Source organism: Nannocystis sp. (genome assembly GCF_016714285.1).
Taxonomy (GTDB): domain Bacteria; phylum Myxococcota_A; class Polyangia; order Nannocystales; family Nannocystaceae; genus Nannocystis.
Genome location: NZ_JADJNN010000010.1, coordinates 312,429 through 330,134 on the forward strand (window position 1 = coordinate 312,429; position 17,706 = coordinate 330,134).

The 17,706-nt window shown below is 65.4% G+C and carries 13 protein-coding genes and 2 pseudogenes; all 15 read left to right on the top strand.

Going from position 1 to position 17,706, the window contains the following annotated elements; genetic code table 11:
* Nucleotides 1-226 precede the first annotated feature (226 nt).
* The gene (gene rplJ, locus IPJ59_RS19550; RefSeq protein WP_293253422.1) at nucleotides 227-742 is read left to right on the top strand and encodes a 50S ribosomal protein L10; all 516 of its coding nucleotides are present in this window, start codon (nucleotides 227-229) and stop codon (nucleotides 740-742) included.
* Between the two features lie 37 nt (nucleotides 743-779).
* A complete protein-coding gene (gene rplL / locus IPJ59_RS19555; RefSeq protein WP_366524641.1) occupies nucleotides 780-1,190 on the top strand; it encodes a 50S ribosomal protein L7/L12 in 411 nt (136 codons plus the stop codon).
* A gap of 247 nt (nucleotides 1,191-1,437) precedes the next feature.
* A pseudogene (gene rpoB / locus IPJ59_RS19560) lies at nucleotides 1,438-5,559 on the top strand (DNA-directed RNA polymerase subunit beta); the annotation flags it as partial.
* Nucleotides 5,560-5,651: 92 nt separating this feature from the next.
* Entirely contained in the window at nucleotides 5,652-9,854 is a 4,203-nt protein-coding gene (gene rpoC, locus IPJ59_RS19565) for a DNA-directed RNA polymerase subunit beta' (RefSeq protein ID WP_293253430.1), read from the top strand.
* A gap of 305 nt (nucleotides 9,855-10,159) precedes the next feature.
* Entirely contained in the window at nucleotides 10,160-10,531 is a 372-nt protein-coding gene (gene rpsL / locus IPJ59_RS19570) for a 30S ribosomal protein S12 (protein WP_293175064.1), read from the top strand.
* A gap of 23 nt (nucleotides 10,532-10,554) precedes the next feature.
* Nucleotides 10,555-11,043 (top strand): 30S ribosomal protein S7, encoded by a 489-nt coding sequence (rpsG, locus tag IPJ59_RS19575; protein ID WP_293253433.1) that lies wholly within the window; start codon nucleotides 10,555-10,557, stop codon nucleotides 11,041-11,043.
* A gap of 176 nt (nucleotides 11,044-11,219) precedes the next feature.
* Nucleotides 11,220-13,355 (top strand): elongation factor G, encoded by a 2,136-nt coding sequence (gene fusA / locus IPJ59_RS19580; protein ID WP_293272852.1) that lies wholly within the window; start codon nucleotides 11,220-11,222, stop codon nucleotides 13,353-13,355.
* 142 nt (nucleotides 13,356-13,497) lie between these two features.
* A complete protein-coding gene (tuf, locus tag IPJ59_RS19585) occupies nucleotides 13,498-14,703 on the top strand; it encodes an elongation factor Tu (protein ID WP_293253407.1) in 1,206 nt (401 codons plus the stop codon).
* Nucleotides 14,704-14,729: 26 nt separating this feature from the next.
* Nucleotides 14,730-15,038: a 30S ribosomal protein S10 gene (gene rpsJ / locus IPJ59_RS19590; protein ID WP_293177727.1), complete on the top strand. Its 309-nt coding sequence runs from the start codon at nucleotides 14,730-14,732 to the stop codon at nucleotides 15,036-15,038.
* A gap of 10 nt (nucleotides 15,039-15,048) precedes the next feature.
* Nucleotides 15,049-15,705, top strand: coding sequence for a 50S ribosomal protein L4 (rplD, locus tag IPJ59_RS19595; RefSeq protein WP_293272853.1), 657 nt, complete (start codon nucleotides 15,049-15,051; stop codon nucleotides 15,703-15,705).
* The gene (rplW, locus tag IPJ59_RS19600; protein WP_293272854.1) at nucleotides 15,702-16,031 is read left to right on the top strand and encodes a 50S ribosomal protein L23; all 330 of its coding nucleotides are present in this window, start codon (nucleotides 15,702-15,704) and stop codon (nucleotides 16,029-16,031) included. The genes rplD and rplW overlap by 4 nt, the downstream gene beginning before the upstream one ends.
* Before the next feature lie 29 nt (nucleotides 16,032-16,060).
* Nucleotides 16,061-16,885 (top strand): 50S ribosomal protein L2, encoded by an 825-nt coding sequence (gene rplB / locus IPJ59_RS19605; protein ID WP_293253444.1) that lies wholly within the window; start codon nucleotides 16,061-16,063, stop codon nucleotides 16,883-16,885.
* A gap of 2 nt (nucleotides 16,886-16,887) precedes the next feature.
* Nucleotides 16,888-17,166, top strand: a complete 279-nt coding sequence (gene rpsS / locus IPJ59_RS19610) for a 30S ribosomal protein S19 (protein WP_293253446.1) — start codon at nucleotides 16,888-16,890, stop codon at nucleotides 17,164-17,166.
* Nucleotides 17,167-17,183: 17 nt separating this feature from the next.
* Complete coding sequence (rplV, locus tag IPJ59_RS19615; RefSeq protein ID WP_293272855.1) at nucleotides 17,184-17,519, top strand: 50S ribosomal protein L22; 336 nt, start codon at nucleotides 17,184-17,186, stop codon at nucleotides 17,517-17,519.
* Nucleotides 17,519-17,706: pseudogene (gene rpsC, locus IPJ59_RS19620) on the top strand (30S ribosomal protein S3); the annotation flags it as partial. The gene rplV and the pseudogene rpsC, both read left to right, overlap by 1 nt.

A 17,706-nucleotide genomic window follows, 5' to 3' on the forward strand; every position in this document is an offset into this window, starting at 1 on the left:
TGTCCGAGCCACGACTTCAGGAGGCTGTCCGCATCGAGGTGAATGTCACGAAGGACCCGGATTCCCGGGCAACACACTCGCAGACAGCAGGTGGTCGGCCAGCCCGACCTTGAACGCCAGAGAGCGGCCCGCCGAGAGTGGAGCGAACGTTGAGGAGAGGGCCGGCGCATGCCAGTCCCCGAACTCGGCGGTCCTCCCTCCCGGAGGGCCAAGGAGACCAAAGACCATGAGGCTGAACAAACACGAGCAATCGAGCCAGTTGCGCGCCGCCCTCAGCGACGTGCCCGCCTTCATCCTGCTCGACTACACGGGCATCACGGTGGCCGAGGCCACGGACCTGCGGAACAAGTTCCGCGCTGGCGAGTGCAAGTACCAGGTCTTCAAGAACTCGGTCGTGCACTACGCCATCCAGGGCACCCGCCACGAGCCGATCTCGTCGATGCTTACGGGCATGACGGCGATCGCCTACTCGCCGACCGATCCGGGCGCCGCCGCCCGCATCGCCCGCGAGTTCGCCCGCGACGCCAAGAACTTCAAGATCAAGGGTGGCGTCATCGAGGGCACCGTCCTCGATGCATCCGGCGTGAATCGTCTCGCCGATATGCCCGGGCCGCGCGAGCTCAAGGCCCAGTTCTTGGCGTTGCTCAACACCCCGGCGACGAGCTTCGTCCGCGTCCTCAACGCCGCCCCGCAGAGCCTCCTCTACGTCCTCAACGCCCGCAAGGACCAGCTCGCTGCCTGAGCTGGCTCCGCACCTGAATTCACCCCGAAACGACACTCTGAAGGAATCTGAACATGTCCGCTGCTGTACCCGTGATCAAGTCATCGACTACCTGAGCAATCTGCCGGTCATCGAGATCGCCAATCTCGTCAAGGAGCTCGAGGCCAAGTGGGGCGTCTCCGCTGCTGCGCCGGTCGCCGCTGCTGGCCCCGCCGCTGGCGGTGGTACTGCCCCGACGCCGGTCGTCGAGGAGAAGACCGAGTTCTCTGTCGTCCTCAAGGGCTTCGGCGACAAGAAGATCAACGTCATCAAGGCCGTCCGCACCCTCAACCCCAGCCTCGGCCTCAAGGAGGCCAAGGACTTGGTCGAGAGCGCCCCGGCCAACATCAAGGACGGCATCTCCAAGGCCGAGGCTGAGGAGATGAAGAAGATTCTCGTGGAGGCAGGCGCTGAAGTCGAAGTCAAGTGAGCACGCGGCGTCCACCGCGGCGCCCGTCCAGCTTTCGTGTGTATGGCGCCAGGGGGTCCCCTCCTGGTGCCGTACACCCGTGTAATTTTCCCGGAGCATTTTCGCGCCCACGGCGCCCGCTCCTCCGCACCTTAATGGCCCTCTGGGCACCTAGACAATCTGCAGACCCTCCGACGGTCCCCCCGGACCGAACTCAGCCGCCTGGCCCGCTGCCCGCCGCCGCAGCGACTCCATCCAAGGAACGCCGATGCCACCGATGATTCAGAACAACTTCAGGGTGCGTAAGAACTTCGGAAAGCTCAAGCGCATCATCGAGGTCCCCAATCTCATCGACATCCAGAAGCGGTCGTACGACAAGTTTCTGCAGCGCGACACCCCCCTCGAGTCGCGCGAGGACATCGGCCTCCAGGCCGTCTTCAAGAGCGTCTTCCCGATCAAGGACTTCGGCGAGACCTCCTCCCTCGAGTTCGTCAGCTACAGCCTCGATCGCCCGAAGTACGACGTCGACGAGTGCCGCGCTCGCGGCATGACCTTCGCGGCGCCCATCAAGGTGGTCGTACGCTTGGTTGTCTGGGACGTCGACGACGAGACCGGCACCCAATCGATCCGCGACGTCAAGGAGCAGGAGGTCTACTTCGGCGAGATCCCGCTGATGACGGCGCACGGCACCTTCATCATCAACGGCACCGAGCGCGTCGTCGTCTCGCAGCTGCACCGCTCGCCCGGCGTGTTCTTCGACCACGACAAGGGCAAGACCCACAGCTCCGGCAAGAAGCTGTTCTCGGCCCGCGTGATCCCCTACCGCGGTTCGTGGCTCGACTTCGAGTTCGACCACAAGGACCACATCTACGTCCGCATCGATCGCCGACGGAAGCTCTACGCCACCGTCCTGCTGCGCGCCCTCGGCCTCAGCACCCAGCAGCTGCTCGACTTCTACTACGAGAAGGAGAGCATCCACCTTGAGGAGGACGGCACCGTCACCCGCGCCGTCGACTTCGAGCTGCTCTCGGGCCAGCGCGCCTCGCACGACATCCGCGACCCGGAGAGCGGCGAGACCGTCGTCAAGAAGGGCAAGAAGTTCAGCAAGGCGCACATCAAGCGCATGCGTGCCTCCGGCATCAAGCGCCTGCCGATGGAGTCCGCCGGGCTCGTCGGCAAGGTCAGCGCCGAGGACATCATCGACGAGAACACCGGCGAGGTGCTCCTCAACTGCAACGAAGACATCAACGAGGAGCACCTGCTGCGCCTGCGCCAGGCCGGGATCAAGAGCTTCAAGATCCTCTTCATCGACGACTTCAATGTCGGCCCCTTCCTCCGCAACACCCTGCTGCAGGACAAGCTGCACACCCCCGAGGAGGCGCTGCTCGAGATCTACCGCCGCCTCCGCCCCGGTGACCCGCCGACCGCCGAGACCGCGCGGACACTCTTCGAGTCGCTGTTCTTCAAGCCCGAGCGCTACGACCTCTCCACGGTCGGCCGCCTCAAGCTCAACCACAAGTTCGCCCTCGACGAGGCTCTGATGTCGACCGTGCTCACCAAGCGCGACATCATGGAGACCGTCAAGTACCTGGTCGAGCTCCGCAACGGTCGCGGCCAGATCGACGACATCGATCACCTCGGCAACCGCCGCGTGCGCGCTGTCGGCGAGCTGATGGAGAACCAGTACCGCATCGGTCTGGTCCGCATGGAGCGCGCCATCAAGGAGCGCATGAGCATGTCCCAGGAGATGGACGCGCTCATGCCGGCGGACCTGATCAACGCCAAGCCGGTCTCGGCGGTGGTCAAGGAGTACTTCGCCTCCTCGCAGCTCAGCCAGTTCATGGACCAGACCAACCCGCTCAGCGAGGTCACCCACAAGCGCCGCCTCTCGGCGCTCGGCCCGGGCGGTCTGACCCGCGAGCGCGCCGGCTTCGAAGTCCGCGACGTGCACTCAACGCACTACGGCCGCATCTGCCCGATCGAGACGCCGGAAGGTCCGAACATCGGCCTCATCGCCTCGCTCTCGACCTACGCGCGGATCAACGAGTTCGGCTTCATCGAGACCCCGTACCGTGCCGTCGACGGTGGCGTCGCCTCGAGCGAGGTCCAGTACTACAGCGCGTTGCAGGAGGCCGGCCACTACATCGCCCAGGCCAACGCTGCCACTGACGACGCGGGCAAGCTGATCGCCGACCAGATCTCCGTCCGCTACAACGAGGATTTCCCGCTGGTCTCCCCGGCCGAGGTCACCCTGATGGAGGTGTCGCCGAGCCAGCTCGTCTCGGTCGCCGCCTCGCTGATCCCCTTCCTCGAGCACGACGATGCCAATCGCGCCCTCATGGGCTCCAACATGCAGCGCCAGGCCGTCCCTTGCCTGCGCACCGCGGCGCCGCTGGTCGGCACGGGCATGGAGTCCCACGTCGCCCGCGACTCCGGCTCCACCGTGGTCGCCCTGCGCGACGGCATCGTCGAGCAGGTCGACGGCGCTCGCATCGTGGTCAAGCCGGTCACCAACCGCAACGACGGTCGCGACGACAACCGCGGCATCCTCGGCGCCAAGCCCGACATCTACAACCTGGTCAAGTTCCAGCGCAGCAACCAAAACACCGCGCTCAACCAGAAGCCGATCGTCCGCGTCGGCGACCGGGTGAAGCGGGGCGACGTCATCGCCGACGGCGCCGCCACCGAGCGCGGTGAGCTCGCGCTCGGCCAGAACGTCGTCGTCGCGTTCATGCCGTGGCAGGGCTACAACTTCGAGGACTCGATCCTCGTCTCCGAGCGCATCGTCCGCGAGGACGTGTACACCTCGATCCACATCGAGGAGTTCGAGTGTGTCGCTCGCGACACCAAGCTCGGCAAGGAAGAGATCACCTGCGACATCCCGAACGTCGGTGAAGAGGCGCTCGCCAACCTCGACGAGGCCGGCGTCGTCCGGATCGGCGCCGAGGTCAAGGCCGGCGACATCCTGGTCGGCAAGATCACCCCCAAGGGTGAGACCCAGCTCAGCCCCGAGGAGAAGCTGCTACGCGCCATCTTCGGCGAGAAGGCCGGCGACGTGCGCGACACCTCGCTGCGCCTCCCGCCGGGCGTCAGCGGCATCATCATCGACGCCCGTGTCTTCGCCCGCAAGTCGGTCGAGAAGGACACCCGCGCCCAGCAGATCGAGGACGCCGAGCGCGAGAAGCTCATCCAGGACCACCGCGACAACGTCTCGATCGTCTCGGACGGCTACTACAACCGCATGAAGGAGATCCTCGGTGGCAAGGTCACCGCGGCGAACCTCAACGATGACGCCGGCAAGACCCTCGTCACCGCCGGCACCACGCTGAGCGACGCGCTCCTCGGCGATGTCCCGCGCAAGTACTGGGGCACCTTCTCGATGACCACCGCCGAGGACACCGAGATCGTGGAGGCGCTCGCGCGCCGCCTCGAGAAGGACCTCGACGAGATCGAGACCATCTACCGCGAGAAGATCGCCAAGTTGACCAAGGGCGACGAGCTGCCGCCCGGCGTCATCAAGATGGTCAAGGTCTACGTCGCCATCAAGCGCAAGATGCAGGTCGGCGACAAGATGGCCGGCCGCCACGGCAACAAGGGCGTCATCTCGCGGATCCTGCCGGTCGAGGACCTCCCGTACCTGGAGGACGGCACTCAGGTCGACCTCGTGCTGAACCCCCTCGGCGTCCCCTCGCGCATGAACGTCGGTCAGATCCTCGAGGTCCACCTCGGGTGGGCGGCCTTCGAGCTCGGGCAGCAGATCGACCGCTACATGCAGACGAAGTACTCGAGCGACGTGCTCCGTACCCAGCTGAAGAAGATCTACGAGACGAAGGAGGCCCAGCGCTTCATCGACGGCCTCAACGACGACGATGTCACGCGCTTCGCCGACAAGCTGCGCCGCGGCGTCCACATGGCCACCCCGGTGTTCGACGGCGCCCTCGAGACCGAGGTCAAGACGACGCTGCAGAAGGCCGGCCTGCCCGAGTCGGGCCAGGCGATCCTGTTCGACGGCCGCACCGGTGAGGCCTTTGAGGAGAACGTCACCGTCGGCATCATGTACATGCTCAAGCTGCACCACCTCGTGGACGACAAGATCCACGCGCGCAGCATCGGGCCGTACTCGCTGGTCACCCAGCAGCCGCTCGGCGGCAAGGCCCAGTTCGGCGGCCAGCGCCTCGGCGAGATGGAGGTGTGGGCGCTCGAGGCCTACGGCGCCGCCTACGCGCTGCAGGAGCTGCTCACCGTCAAGTCCGACGATGTCGTCGGTCGCATGCGCATGTACGAGTCGATCGTCAAGGGCCAGCCCAGCATGCAGGCGGGCGTGCCCGAGTCCTTCAACGTGCTCCTCAAGGAGCTGCAGGCCCTGTGCCTGAACATCGAGCTGGTCGACGTGAACGCCGAGACTGGCGTCGTCACCAACACCGTCCGCGACCAAATGTCGGCCGCGGAGTGAGCTGATCCGGGAAGCAAGGAGCGAAGGCCATGAGAGACATCTTCAGTTTCTTCGAGAAGCCCAAAGAGGCCACCTACTTCAACGCCCTCCGGATCGGCATCGCCTCGCCCAAGACGATCCGCGAGTGGTCCTTCGGCGAGGTCAAGAATCCCGAGACGATCAACTACCGCACCTTCAAGCCCGAGCGCGACGGATTGTTCTGCGCCAAGATCTTCGGGCCGATCAAGGACTACGAATGTCTCTGCGGCAAGTACAAGCGCATGAAGCACCGCGGCGTCGTGTGCGAGAAGTGCGGCGTCGAGGTCATCCACAGCAAGGTCCGTCGCGAGCGCGCGGGCCACATCGACCTCGCCACCCCGGTCGCCCACATCTGGTTCCTCAAGAGCCTGCCCTCGCGCATCGGCAACATCCTCGACATCCCGCTGACCAAGCTCGAGAAGGTCCTCTACTGCGAGGCCTACATCGTCATCGACCCGAAGGACTCGGGCCTTGAGGAGCGCGAGCTGCTGAGCGAGGAGCGCTACGACCAGCTGGTCGATGAGCACGGCCCCGAGGCCTTCGCCGCCGGCATGGGCGCCGAGGCGATCAAGGAGCTGCTCTCACGTATCGACCCCGTGGTCGAAGCCCGTGCGCTGCGAACGGAGATCGCTGGCGCCACCAGCGAGGCCAAGCGTAAGAAGGCCGCCAAGCGCCTGCGCGTGGTCGAGGCCTTCCGCAACTCCGGCAACAAGCCCGAGTGGATGATGCTGGACGTCATCCCCGTGCTCCCGCCGGACCTGCGCCCGCTGGTCCCCCTCGACGGCGGCCGCTTCGCCAGCTCCGACCTCAACGACCTCTACCGCCGCGTCATCAACCGCAACAACCGCCTCAAGCGCCTGCAGGAGCTCGCAGCGCCGGAGATCATCATCCGCAACGAGAAGCGGATGCTGCAGGAGGCCGTCGACGCCCTGTTCGACAACGGCCGTCGCGGCAAGACGATCACCGGCCCCAACAAGCGCCCGCTCAAGTCGCTCTCGGACATGCTGCGCGGCAAGTCCGGCCGCTTCCGCCAGAACCTGCTCGGCAAGCGCGTCGACTACTCCGGCCGCTCCGTCATCGTCGTCGGTCCCGAGCTGCGCCTGCACGAGGTCGGCATCCCCAAGAAGATGGCGCTCGAGCTGTTCAAGCCGTTCATCTACAACCGCCTCGAGGCGCAGGGCCTCGTCACGACCATCAAGAGCGCCAAGCGCATGGTCGAGAAGGAGGCCGACGAGGTTTGGGACATCCTCGACGACGTGATCAAGGAGCACCCGGTGCTCCTCAACCGCGCGCCGACGCTGCACCGCCTCGGCATCCAGGCCTTCGAGCCCGTGCTCATCGAGGGCAAGGCGATCCAGCTCCACCCGCTGGTCTGCACCGCCTTCAACGCCGACTTCGACGGCGACCAGATGGCCGTCCACCTCCCGCTCTGCATCGAGTCGCAGATGGAGGCCCGCGTGCTGATGATGTCGACGAACAACATCCTCAGCCCCGCGCACGGGCGGCCGATCATCGTGCCCTCGCAGGACATCGTCCTCGGCCTCTACTACATGACGCGCGAGCGGGCCTACGCCCACGGCAGCGCCAACGAGGACCCGCAGAGCGACGGCTACTTCGCCGGCCACTTCGGCTCGCCGAAGGAGGTCCGCATGGCCTACGACCACGGCGCGCTGCACCTGCAGGCCAAGATCAAGGTCCGCATGGAGCCCGGCGGCGCCATGATCAACAGCACCGCCGGTCGCGTGCTGCTGTTCGAGGGGGGCATCCCGAAGAAGATCCCCTTCTCGATGGTCAACAAGAACCTCGGCAAGAAGGAGCTCAACGAGCTCATCGACAACTGCTACCGCCTGTGCGGCCAGAAGGCCACCGTGCTGATGGCCGACTACCTGCGCAGCACCGGGTACACGGAGGCGACCAAGGCCGGCATCTCCATCTGCATGGAGGACATGGTCATCCCCGAGGCCAAGAAGAAGCTGCTCGGGGGGGCGACCGCCGAGGTCAAGCGCATCATGGCCCAGTACGCCGACGGCCTCATCACCTCCGGCGAGCGTTACAACAAGATCATCGACATCTGGGCGAATGTCTCCGAGCAGATCGCCAACGCGATGATGGATGGCATCAGCAAGACCACCCTCACCGACGAGCGAACCGGCAAGACCACGATCCAGCCCTCGTTCAACTCGATCTACATCATGGCCGACTCGGGCGCCCGCGGCTCACGGCAGCAGATGCGCCAGCTCTCCGGCATGCGCGGCCTCATGGCCAAGCCCTCCGGTGAGATCATCGAGTTCCCGATCACGACCAACTTCCGCGAGGGTCTCACCGTCCTCCAGTACTTCATCTCGACGCACGGCGCTCGCAAGGGTCTCGCTGACACCGCGCTCAAGACCGCCAACTCGGGTTACCTCACCCGCCGCCTGGTCGATGTCGCCCAGGAGGCCGTGATCACCGAGTTCGACTGCGGAACGATCCAGGGCCTCGATATGACCGCTCTGGTCGAGTCGGGCGAGATCATCGAGCGCCTCGGTGACCGCATCCTCGGCCGCGTCGCCCTCGAGCCGGTGTACCGGCCCGGCAGCGACGAGGTGATCATCAACGAGGCCGACCTCTTCGACGAGGCCAAGGTCATCGCGGTCGAAGAGGCGGGCATCCAGGCCGTGAAGATCCGCAGCGTGCTCACCTGCGAGGCGCTCCGGGGCATCTGCGCCAAGTGCTACGGGCGCGATCTGGCCCGCGGCAACCTGGTCGACGTCGGCGAGGCGGTCGGCATCATCGCCGCTCAGTCGATCGGCGAGCCCGGTACGCAGCTGACGATGCGTACCTTCCACATCGGCGGCGTCGGCAACATCCAGACCGAGCAGACCACCCTCGAGGCGCGCTTCGGCGGCGAGGTCAAGCTCGAGGACATCGAGCTGGTCCACGGCCGCCAGGACAAGGATGGCCCCTACGCCGTGGTCATGAACCGCCACGCCCAGATGCACCTCCTCGATGAGAAGGGCCGCATCCGCGAGCGCTACGACCTCGTGTACGGCGCCAAGCTCCGCGTCAAGCAGGGCGACGTGACCAAGGCTGGTCAGCTGCTCAGCGAGTGGGACCCTTACACCCTGCCGATCGTCAGCGAGGTCGGCGGCGTGATCGAGTACGGCGACATCATCGAGGGCGTGACCATGCAGGTCCGCGTCGACGAGATCACCAACCACTCGAGCATGGTCATCCAGGAGAGCCGCGATCCCGACGCCCGCCCCCGCTTCGTCCTCAAGAACGATGACGGCGAGGTCCTCCGCGTCCAGAGCAAGCACGAGGCCCGCTACTTCCTCCCGGTCGGGGCGGCCTTCACCCTCACCGAGGGCGCGCGGATCCAGGCCGGCGACGTCATCGCCAAGATGCCGCGCGAGACCACCAAGACCAAGGACATCACCGGCGGTCTGCCCCGCGTCGTCGAGCTGTTCGAGGCGCGCACCCCGAAGGACCACGCGATCATCTCGGAGATCGATGGCGTGGTCTCCTTTGGCAAGGACAAGGGCGGCAAGCGCCGCGTCATCGTCACGCCCGAGCACGGCGACCCCAAGGAGTACCTGGTACCCAAGGTCCGCCACCTGCTCGTCCGTGAGGGCGATCGCGTCCGCGCTGGCGAGAAGCTCATGGACGGCCCTGCCAACCCGCACGACATCCTCGCGGTGCTCGGCGAGAAGGCGCTCGCCTCCTACCTGCTCGACGAGATCCAGGAGGTCTATCGTCTGCAGGGCGTGAAGATCAACGACAAGCACATCGAGACGATCATCCGTCAGATGATGCGTCGCGTCCGCGTCAAGGAGCCGGGGGACACCAACTTCCTCGCCGACGACCACGTGGAGCGGCAGATCTTCCAGCAGGAGAACAACCGCGTGGCCCAGCTCGGCGGCACACCGGCCACCGGCCAGGCGCTGCTGCTCGGCATCACAAAGGCCTCGCTGTCGACCGAGAGCTTCATCAGCGCCTCGTCGTTCCAGGAGACCACCAAGGTGCTCACCGAGGCGGCCCTCCAGGGGAAGATCGACTTCCTCCGCGGCCTCAAGGAGAACGTCATCATGGGCCGCCTCATCCCGGCGGGCACCGGCCTCTCCGTCTACGAGCGCCTCCACATGGGCTCGGATGACAGCTCATACACCGACGCCGCGGCCGAGCCGGTCGCCCGCCGCACCATCGAACGGGACCTGATCAACCTTCAGGACTGAAGCGCGAGCCGAAGCGGGAGATCTCCCTCCTGCCCGGCGCTGTCTCACGCGCGGCCCAGCCGCCAGCCCTCAGGGGCTGGCCCTACAGCCCCGCAGTCGCCACAAGCGAGGCCCAAAGCCATTCCTGGCAGGGCCTTCGGACCGCCTCCCGCGTCGTTCCCACGGATGGTCCGCCTGGAACGATGCTTGATCTGGGCCCTGCCCACCTATATAAACAGCGCCCCACGCCTCCAAGGGCGAGGACGCTCCAAGGGCCGTACCTCCACCGAGGCCAGCCCGCCCGACCGCGAAAGCCTTCACTGCGCATGCCGACGATCAACCAGCTTGTCCGCAAGGGACGTCAACAGCAAAAGAAGAAGGGCACCGCCCCCGCCCTCCGGAGCTGCCCGCAAAAGCGTGGCGTGTGCGTCCGCGTGTATACCTGCACGCCGAAGAAGCCGAACTCCGCCCTCCGCAAGGTCGCCCGCGTTCGCCTCACCAACGGCATGGAGGTCACGACCTACATCCCGGGCGAGGGCCACAACCTGCAAGAGCACTCGATGGTGCTGATCCGTGGCGGTCGCGTGAAAGACCTCCCCGGCGTCCGCTACCACGTGGTCCGCGGCACCCTCGACACCACCGGCGTCAACGGCCGTCGCCAGCGCCGCTCCAAGTACGGCGCCAAGCGCCCGAAGTAGGCCCTTAGAAAGTTCAAGCTGCCATGTCCCGTAAAGGCATCACCACCCGCGAGCGGCCGAGCAACGACATCCGGTACACCGATCATCCGCAGGAGATGAACCGGAACATCCACAAGTTCATCTGCGGCATCATGTACGACGGCAAGAAGTCGATCGCCGAGAAGATCGTCTTCGGCGCCTTCGACATCATCTCCGAGCGCACCAAGGACGACCCCGTCAAGGTGTTCGAGAAGGCCGTCGCCAATGTGCTCCCCCGCCTCGAGGTCCGCTCGCGCCGCGTCGGCGGTTCGAACTATCAGGTCCCTGTTGAGGTCCGCCCCGAGCGCGGCATGGCCCTGGCCTACCGCTGGCTGATCGGGTTCTCCCGCTCTCGCCCGGAGAAGACCATGCGTGAGCGCCTCGCCAACGAGATGATGGACGCCTCGCAGAATCGCGGCGGCGCCGTGAAGAAGCGGGAAGACACCCACAAGATGGCGGACGCCAACAAGGCCTTCGCGCACTACCGCTGGTGAGCCGTAGGTAAGGATCTCCACCACCCTGATCTGAAAAATCTTCGATCCCTCGCTCGCCTCGTACCAACCGGTACCTGGCGTCAGGGAAACCGAACGGGCCCCTCGCTCGCCACACCCGCTCCAGATGGAGACGGATGGCGAGCAGAGCGGCCCTTGGGTCGTTCTCCGAAGCCCTCATGAATCCCCCTGAAAACATCGCGGCCATCCGCGACATCGGCATCATGGCCCACATTGATGCCGGGAAGACCACGACCAGCGAGCGTGTCCTCTTCTACACAGGGATCTCCCACCGCATGGGCGAGGTCCACGACGGCGCGGCCGTCATGGACTACATGCCGCAAGAGCAGGAGCGGGGCATCACGATCACCTCGGCCGCCACCACCTGCTTCTGGAAGGGCCACCGAATCAACCTGATCGACACTCCCGGGCACGTCGACTTCACCATTGAGGTCGAGCGCTCGCTCCGCGTGCTCGACGGCGCGGTGGCCGTGTTCGATGCCGTCGCCGGTGTGCAGCCGCAGTCCGAGACGGTGTGGCGTCAGGCCACGCGTTACCACGTGCCTCGAATCGCGTTCATCAACAAGATGGATCGCGTCGGCGCCACGCTCGAGCACTCCGTCACCATGATGCGCAACAATCTGCATGCGCACCCGCTGGTCGCCCAGCTGCCGGTCGGCTTCGAGTCGGCCTTCCACGGCGTGATCGATCTGCTGACGATGGAGACGATCGCCTGGCCCGACAAGCTCGGCGAGCAAGTCGTCCGCGAGCCGCTGACCAGCGACCATCCCCAATACGCCGACGCCGTGCGAGCCCGCGAGGCCCTCGTCGAGGCGGTCGCCGAGATCGACGATGAGATCATGGGCGTGTTCCTCGAGAGCGGCTCCTCCGGCGTCGGCCTCGATCAACTCCGGGCAGGCATGCGTCGCGCCACGATCGCCAACAAGGGTGTGGTCGTGCTGTGTGGCTCGTCGCTCAAGAACAAGGGGGTCCAGCCGCTGCTAGACGCGATCCTCGACTACCTGCCGTCACCCCTCGACCTGCCGCCAGTGATCGCCGTGCGCAAGCACGACAAGAAGGAGGTCGAGCGCCTGCCCTCGATCGACCAGCCGCTGCTGGCCCTCGCGTTCAAGGTCCTGCACGACCCTCACCGCGGCCCTCTGGTGTTCTTCCGCGTGTACTCCGGGGTCCTCAGGGTCAAGGACGGCATCCACAACTGCACCCAGGACCGCAAAGAGCGGGTCACCAAGCTGTTGCAGGTGCACGCCAACAAGACCCAGGAGATCGACGAGGTCACCGCCGGCAACATCGCCGCCGCGGTCGGCCTGCGCTTCACGACCACGGGTGACACCGTGATCTCGGCCAAGGACGGCGAGCAGGTGATCCTCCCCGGTCTCGAGATCCCCGAGCCCGTGATCTTCCGCGCCATCGAGGCCCGCTCCACCGCGGACCAGAACGCACTCACCGAGGCCCTCGAGCGCATGCAGCGCGAGGACCCGAGCTTCCGCGTCCGCATCGACCCCGACTCCGGCCAGACCCTGATGGGCGGCATGGGCGAACTCCACCTGGAGATCGTCGTCGACCGCATCGCCCGCGAGTCCAAGGTCGCCGCCAACGTCGGCAAGCCGCAGGTCGCGTACCGCGAGACCGTCGCCCAGCGCCTCAGCCTCCCCGTCGAGTACGATCGCGAGATCGGTGGCAAACGGCAGTACGCCCGCCTGGTCCTCGAGCTCGCCCCCCGCGAACGCGGAACCGGCAATCTTTTCACCAACACTCTGCCAGAGCCGGTTACTCGCCCCGCCAAGGGCGTCCCGGCACAGCCAGCCAAGCTCCTCCCTGACATGATCGCCGCCGTTCGCGACGGCGTCGCCGACGCAATGACCCGCGGGCCGCTGCTCGGCTACCCAATCGTCGACCTGGAGATCCGTCTCCTCGACGGCGCCTATGTCGAAGGTGACTCAACTCCCATGTCCTTCCGGGCCGCCACCAGCATGGGCCTCATGGAAGGCCTCGAGAAAGCCTCGCCGACCCTCCTCGAGCCCATCATGAAGGTGGAGATCGAGGTCCCCGAGGATTTCACCGGACACGTGGTGTCCGACCTCCGCGGCCGCCGCGGCCGCGTTCTCGGCATGGCGCCCCGTCGGGGCCTTCAAGTCGTCGATTCGGAGGTTCCTTTGGCGGAGATGGTCGGTTATGCTACCGCCCTCCGCTCCAGTACGCAGGGTCGCGCCAGCTACTCGATGCACTTCAGCCAGTACGCCGAGGTCCCTCCGGACCTTCAGGCGGCCATCATTTCCCGGACCCGGGGTTATTGACCCTGAGTCTGCCCGCAAAAGTCTCGAACGAGACGCCGAAGACGCAATGGATCGGGCTTTCGCAAAGCCGCGCAAGCTGGTAGATCCCGCGACCCTTCCCCAATCCCACGCCAAGACTCCCTGAGCAACACGAGACAGCGCCATGGCCAAGGAAACATTCAAGCGAAACAAGCCCCACGTGAACATCGGCACGATCGGCCATGTGGACCACGGAAAGACGACGCTGACAGCGGCGATCACGAGCGTGTTGAGCAAGAAGGGGTGGGCGGAGTTCAAGGGCTACGACCAGATCGACAAGGCGCCGGAGGAGCGGGCGCGCGGGATCACGATCAGCACGGCGCACGTGGAGTACGAGTCTGAGAAGCGGCACTACGCGCACGTGGATTGCCCTGGTCACGCGGACTACATCAAGAACATGATCACGGGGGCGGCGCAGATGGACGGGGCGATCCTCGTGGTGAGCGCGCCGGACGGTCCGATGCCGCAGACGCGGGAGCACATCCTTCTGGGGCGCCAGGTGGGAATCCCGGCGATGGTGGTGTTCCTGAACAAGATCGACATGCTGCCGCCGGGGAATGACGGTGCGGAGATGATCGAGCTTGTGGAAGTGGAACTTCGTGACCTTCTGAGCAAGTACGGGTTCGATGGGGACAACGTGCCGATCGTGCAGGGCTCGGCGCTGAAGGCGTTGAGCGCGACGAGCGCGGACTCGGAGGATGCGAAGTGCATCTTCGCGTTGATGGATGCGTGCGACAGCTACATCCCGCAGCCGGTGCGTGAGCTGGACAAGCCGTTCCTGATGCCTGTGGAGGACGTGTTCACGATCTCTGGGCGCGGGACGGTGAGCACGGGTCGCATCGAGCGCGGCAAGGTGAAGGTGGGCGAGGAAGTGGAGATCGTGGGCATCCGCGACACACAGAAGACCACGATCACGGGCGTGGAGATGTTCCGGAAGCTGCTGGACGAGGGCCAGGCCGGTGACAACGTGGGCCTGCTGCTGCGCGGTGTGAAGCGCGAGGACGTGGAGCGCGGCCAGGTGCTGTGCAAGCCGGGCTCGATCACGCCGCACAAGAAGTTCACGGCGAAGGTGTACATCCTGAAGAAGGAGGAGGGCGGTCGCCACACGCCGTTCTTCAAGGGATACCGGCCGCAGTTTTACTTCCGGACGACGGACGTGACGGGTTCAGTGGTGCTGCCCGAAGGGGTGGAGATGGTGATGCCCGGTGACAACATCGAGATCATCGTCGAGCTGCACAACACGATCGCGTGCGAGGACGGCCTGAAGTTCGCCATCCGTGAGGGCGGCAAGACCGTCGGCGCCGGCGTCGTCATCAAGATCATCGAGTAGTCATCGCGCAGAACGGACCAACGACCGTGGACAGCCTCAAGATCCGAATCCGGCTCAAAGCCTTCGACCACAAGCTGCTCGACCAGTCGGCTGGCGAGATCGCCGAGACCGCGCGCCGCACCGGTGCGACCGTCGCGGGCCCGATCCCTCTTCCGACCAAGATCAACAAGTACACCGTCTTGCGCGGACCCTTCATCGACAAGAAGTCCCGCGAGCAGTTCGAGGTGCGTACGCACAAGCGGCTCCTCGACATCCTCGAACCGAACAAGCAGACCCTGGACGCCCTGATGAAGCTCGACCTTTCGGCCGGCGTGGACGTCGAGATCAAGACCTGAGATTCAAGCCATGGCCAAGCTCAACGTCACCGACCTGGCAGGGAACTCTCTCGGCGAAATCGAAGTCGCCGACGAGGTATTTGCCGCACAGGTCAAGGAACACCTGCTGTGGGAGGTCGTCCGCTATCAGCGGGCGGCTCGCCGCGCCGGCACCCACAGCACCAAGACCCGGGCCGAGGTCCACCTCACCGGCAAGAAGATGACCAAGCAGAAGGGTACCGGCGGCGCTCGCCACGGCTCTCGTCGCTCCAACATCTTCCGCGGCGGCGGTAGCGTTCACGGCCCGCGCCCGCGCAGCTACGCCTTCAGCGTGAACAAGAAGGTCATGGCCGGCGCGCTGCGTTCGGCTCTCACCTTGCGCGCTCAGAAGGGCGATCTCTTGGTCGTCCGTGAGCTCGCCCTGCCGGAGATCAAGACCAAGGCGCTGTTCCAGGCGCTGGCCAAGCTTCAGGCGCCCAAGACTCTCTTGGTCGACAGCGGTGAGAACAAGAACCTGCGGATCAGCGCGCAGAACCTGGCCTCTTCCAGCTTCCTCGACGTTCGCGGTCTCAACGTCTACGACATCCTGCGCTTCCCCAAGCTGCTGATCTCGGAGACCTCGCTGCGCGCCATCGAGGCGCGCCTCAACAAGACCGCCAAGCCCGTGTCGCAGGAGACCAAGGCATGACGACCCCGCAGCAGATCATCGTTCGCCCGGTCGTGACCGAGAAGTCCACCGACCTGCAGGCGCAACACAACCAGTACGTCTTCGAGGTCGTGAAGAAGGCCAACAAGATTGAGATCCGCAAGGCCGTCGAGATGGTCTTCGGGGTCCGTGTCTCGGACGTGCGCACCATGGTCGTTCGTGGTGATGTCCGTCGCGTCGGCCGCTTCTTCGGTCGCCGCCCCTTCTGGAAGAAGGCGATCGTCACCCTCCACGATGGTGACTCCATCGATTTCTACGGTGAGCAACCAGACCAGTCGCCTGAAAAGGCTGACAAGGCCGCGGGCTAACCGGCCCCCCGCTTTTACGGAGCATCGTCATGGGCATCAAGATCTACAGGCCGACCTCGCCAGGTCGCCGCGGCATGAGCACCAACGAGCGCAGCGCGGTCACGACTGACACGCCGCATCGTCCGCTGGTCAAGCACCTCCACAACCATACCGGCCACAATAACAACGGCCGAATCACCTCGCGCTTTCGCGGCGGCGGTCACAAGAAATTGTACCGCCAGATCGACTTCAAGCGCGACAACTTCGGCATCCCCGGCAAGGTCGCCACGATCGAGTACGACCCGTATCGCACCAGCTTCATTGCCCTGGTCCACTTCGCGGACGGGGAGAAGCGCTACATCCTCGCTCCCGAGGGGCTGAGCGTCGGTGATACGGTCGTCAGCGACCAGGCCGCCGACATCAAGCCGGGCAACAGTCTGCCGCTCAAGGTCATCCCGGTCGGCACCGTGGTCCACAACATCGAGATCAAGATCGGCCGCGGCGGTCAGCTGGTGCGAACGGCCGGTGTCGGCGCCCGTCTGATGGCCCGTGAGGGCGACTGGACGCAGGTCCGCTTGCCCTCAGGCGAGGTTCGTCGGGTCCACGTCAACTGCCGCGCCACCGTCGGCACCCTCAGCAACGGCGATCACAGCCGGGTGCAGCTCGGCAAGGCCGGTCGCACGCGCTGGCTCGGCCGCCGCCCGCACAACCGCGGTGTCGTGATGAACCCCGTTGACCACCCGATGGGCGGCGGCGAGGGTCGTACCTCCGGTGGTCGTCACCCCTGCTCCCCGTGGGGCATGCTCTCCAAGGGCTACCGCACGCGCCACAACAAGCGGACGCAAGTCTTCATCGTCAGCCGCAGGAAGAAGTAAGCATGCCTCGCTCCGTAAAGAAAGGCCCGTTCGTCGACTCACACCTCGCCCGCAAGGTCGATGGTGCCATCCGCGAGGGCAACCGCAAGGTGATCAAGACGTGGTCGCGGCGTTCCACGATCCTGCCGCAGTTCGTCGGCGCGAACGTCATGGTCCACAACGGCCACAAGTGGATCCCACTGTTCATCACCGAGAACATGGTGGGTCACAAGCTCGGCGAGTTCGCCCCGACCCGGACATTCCGCGGGCACTCCGGTGACCGCAAGGCGACCAAGAAGTAGGCGTCGGAGATCAGCTCATGGCCATCGCACGACTCAACAACACGCGGCTCACCCCGCGCAAGGCGCGGATCATCGCCAACCTGATCCGCGAGCAGCGGGTCACCGCCGCGATCAACAACCTGCGCTTCCTCCATAAGGCCGGCGCCAAGCAGTTCTTCAAGCTGCTCGTCTCGGCCGTGGCCAACGCCGAGGATCGGGGGGACGTCAACGTCGACAACCTCGTCGTCTCCAAGGTCACCGTGGACCAGGGTCCCACGCTGAAGCGCTGGCGTCCCCGCGCGATGGGTCGCGCCAACCGGATCCTGAAGAAAACCAGCCACATCACGCTCGAAGTGGCGGAGGGACGCAGCTAATGGGCCAGAAAACACATCCGATCGGCTTCCGCATCGGGGTTGTCCGTACGTGGAGCTCCAAGTGGTTCGAGAACGCTCGATACCGCCAGTGGCTGCATGAAGACATCCTGCTGCGTCGCTTCCTCAAGAAGGAGCTGTACGCCGCCAGCATCGCCGACATCACCATGGAGCGCGCGGCCAACAAGCT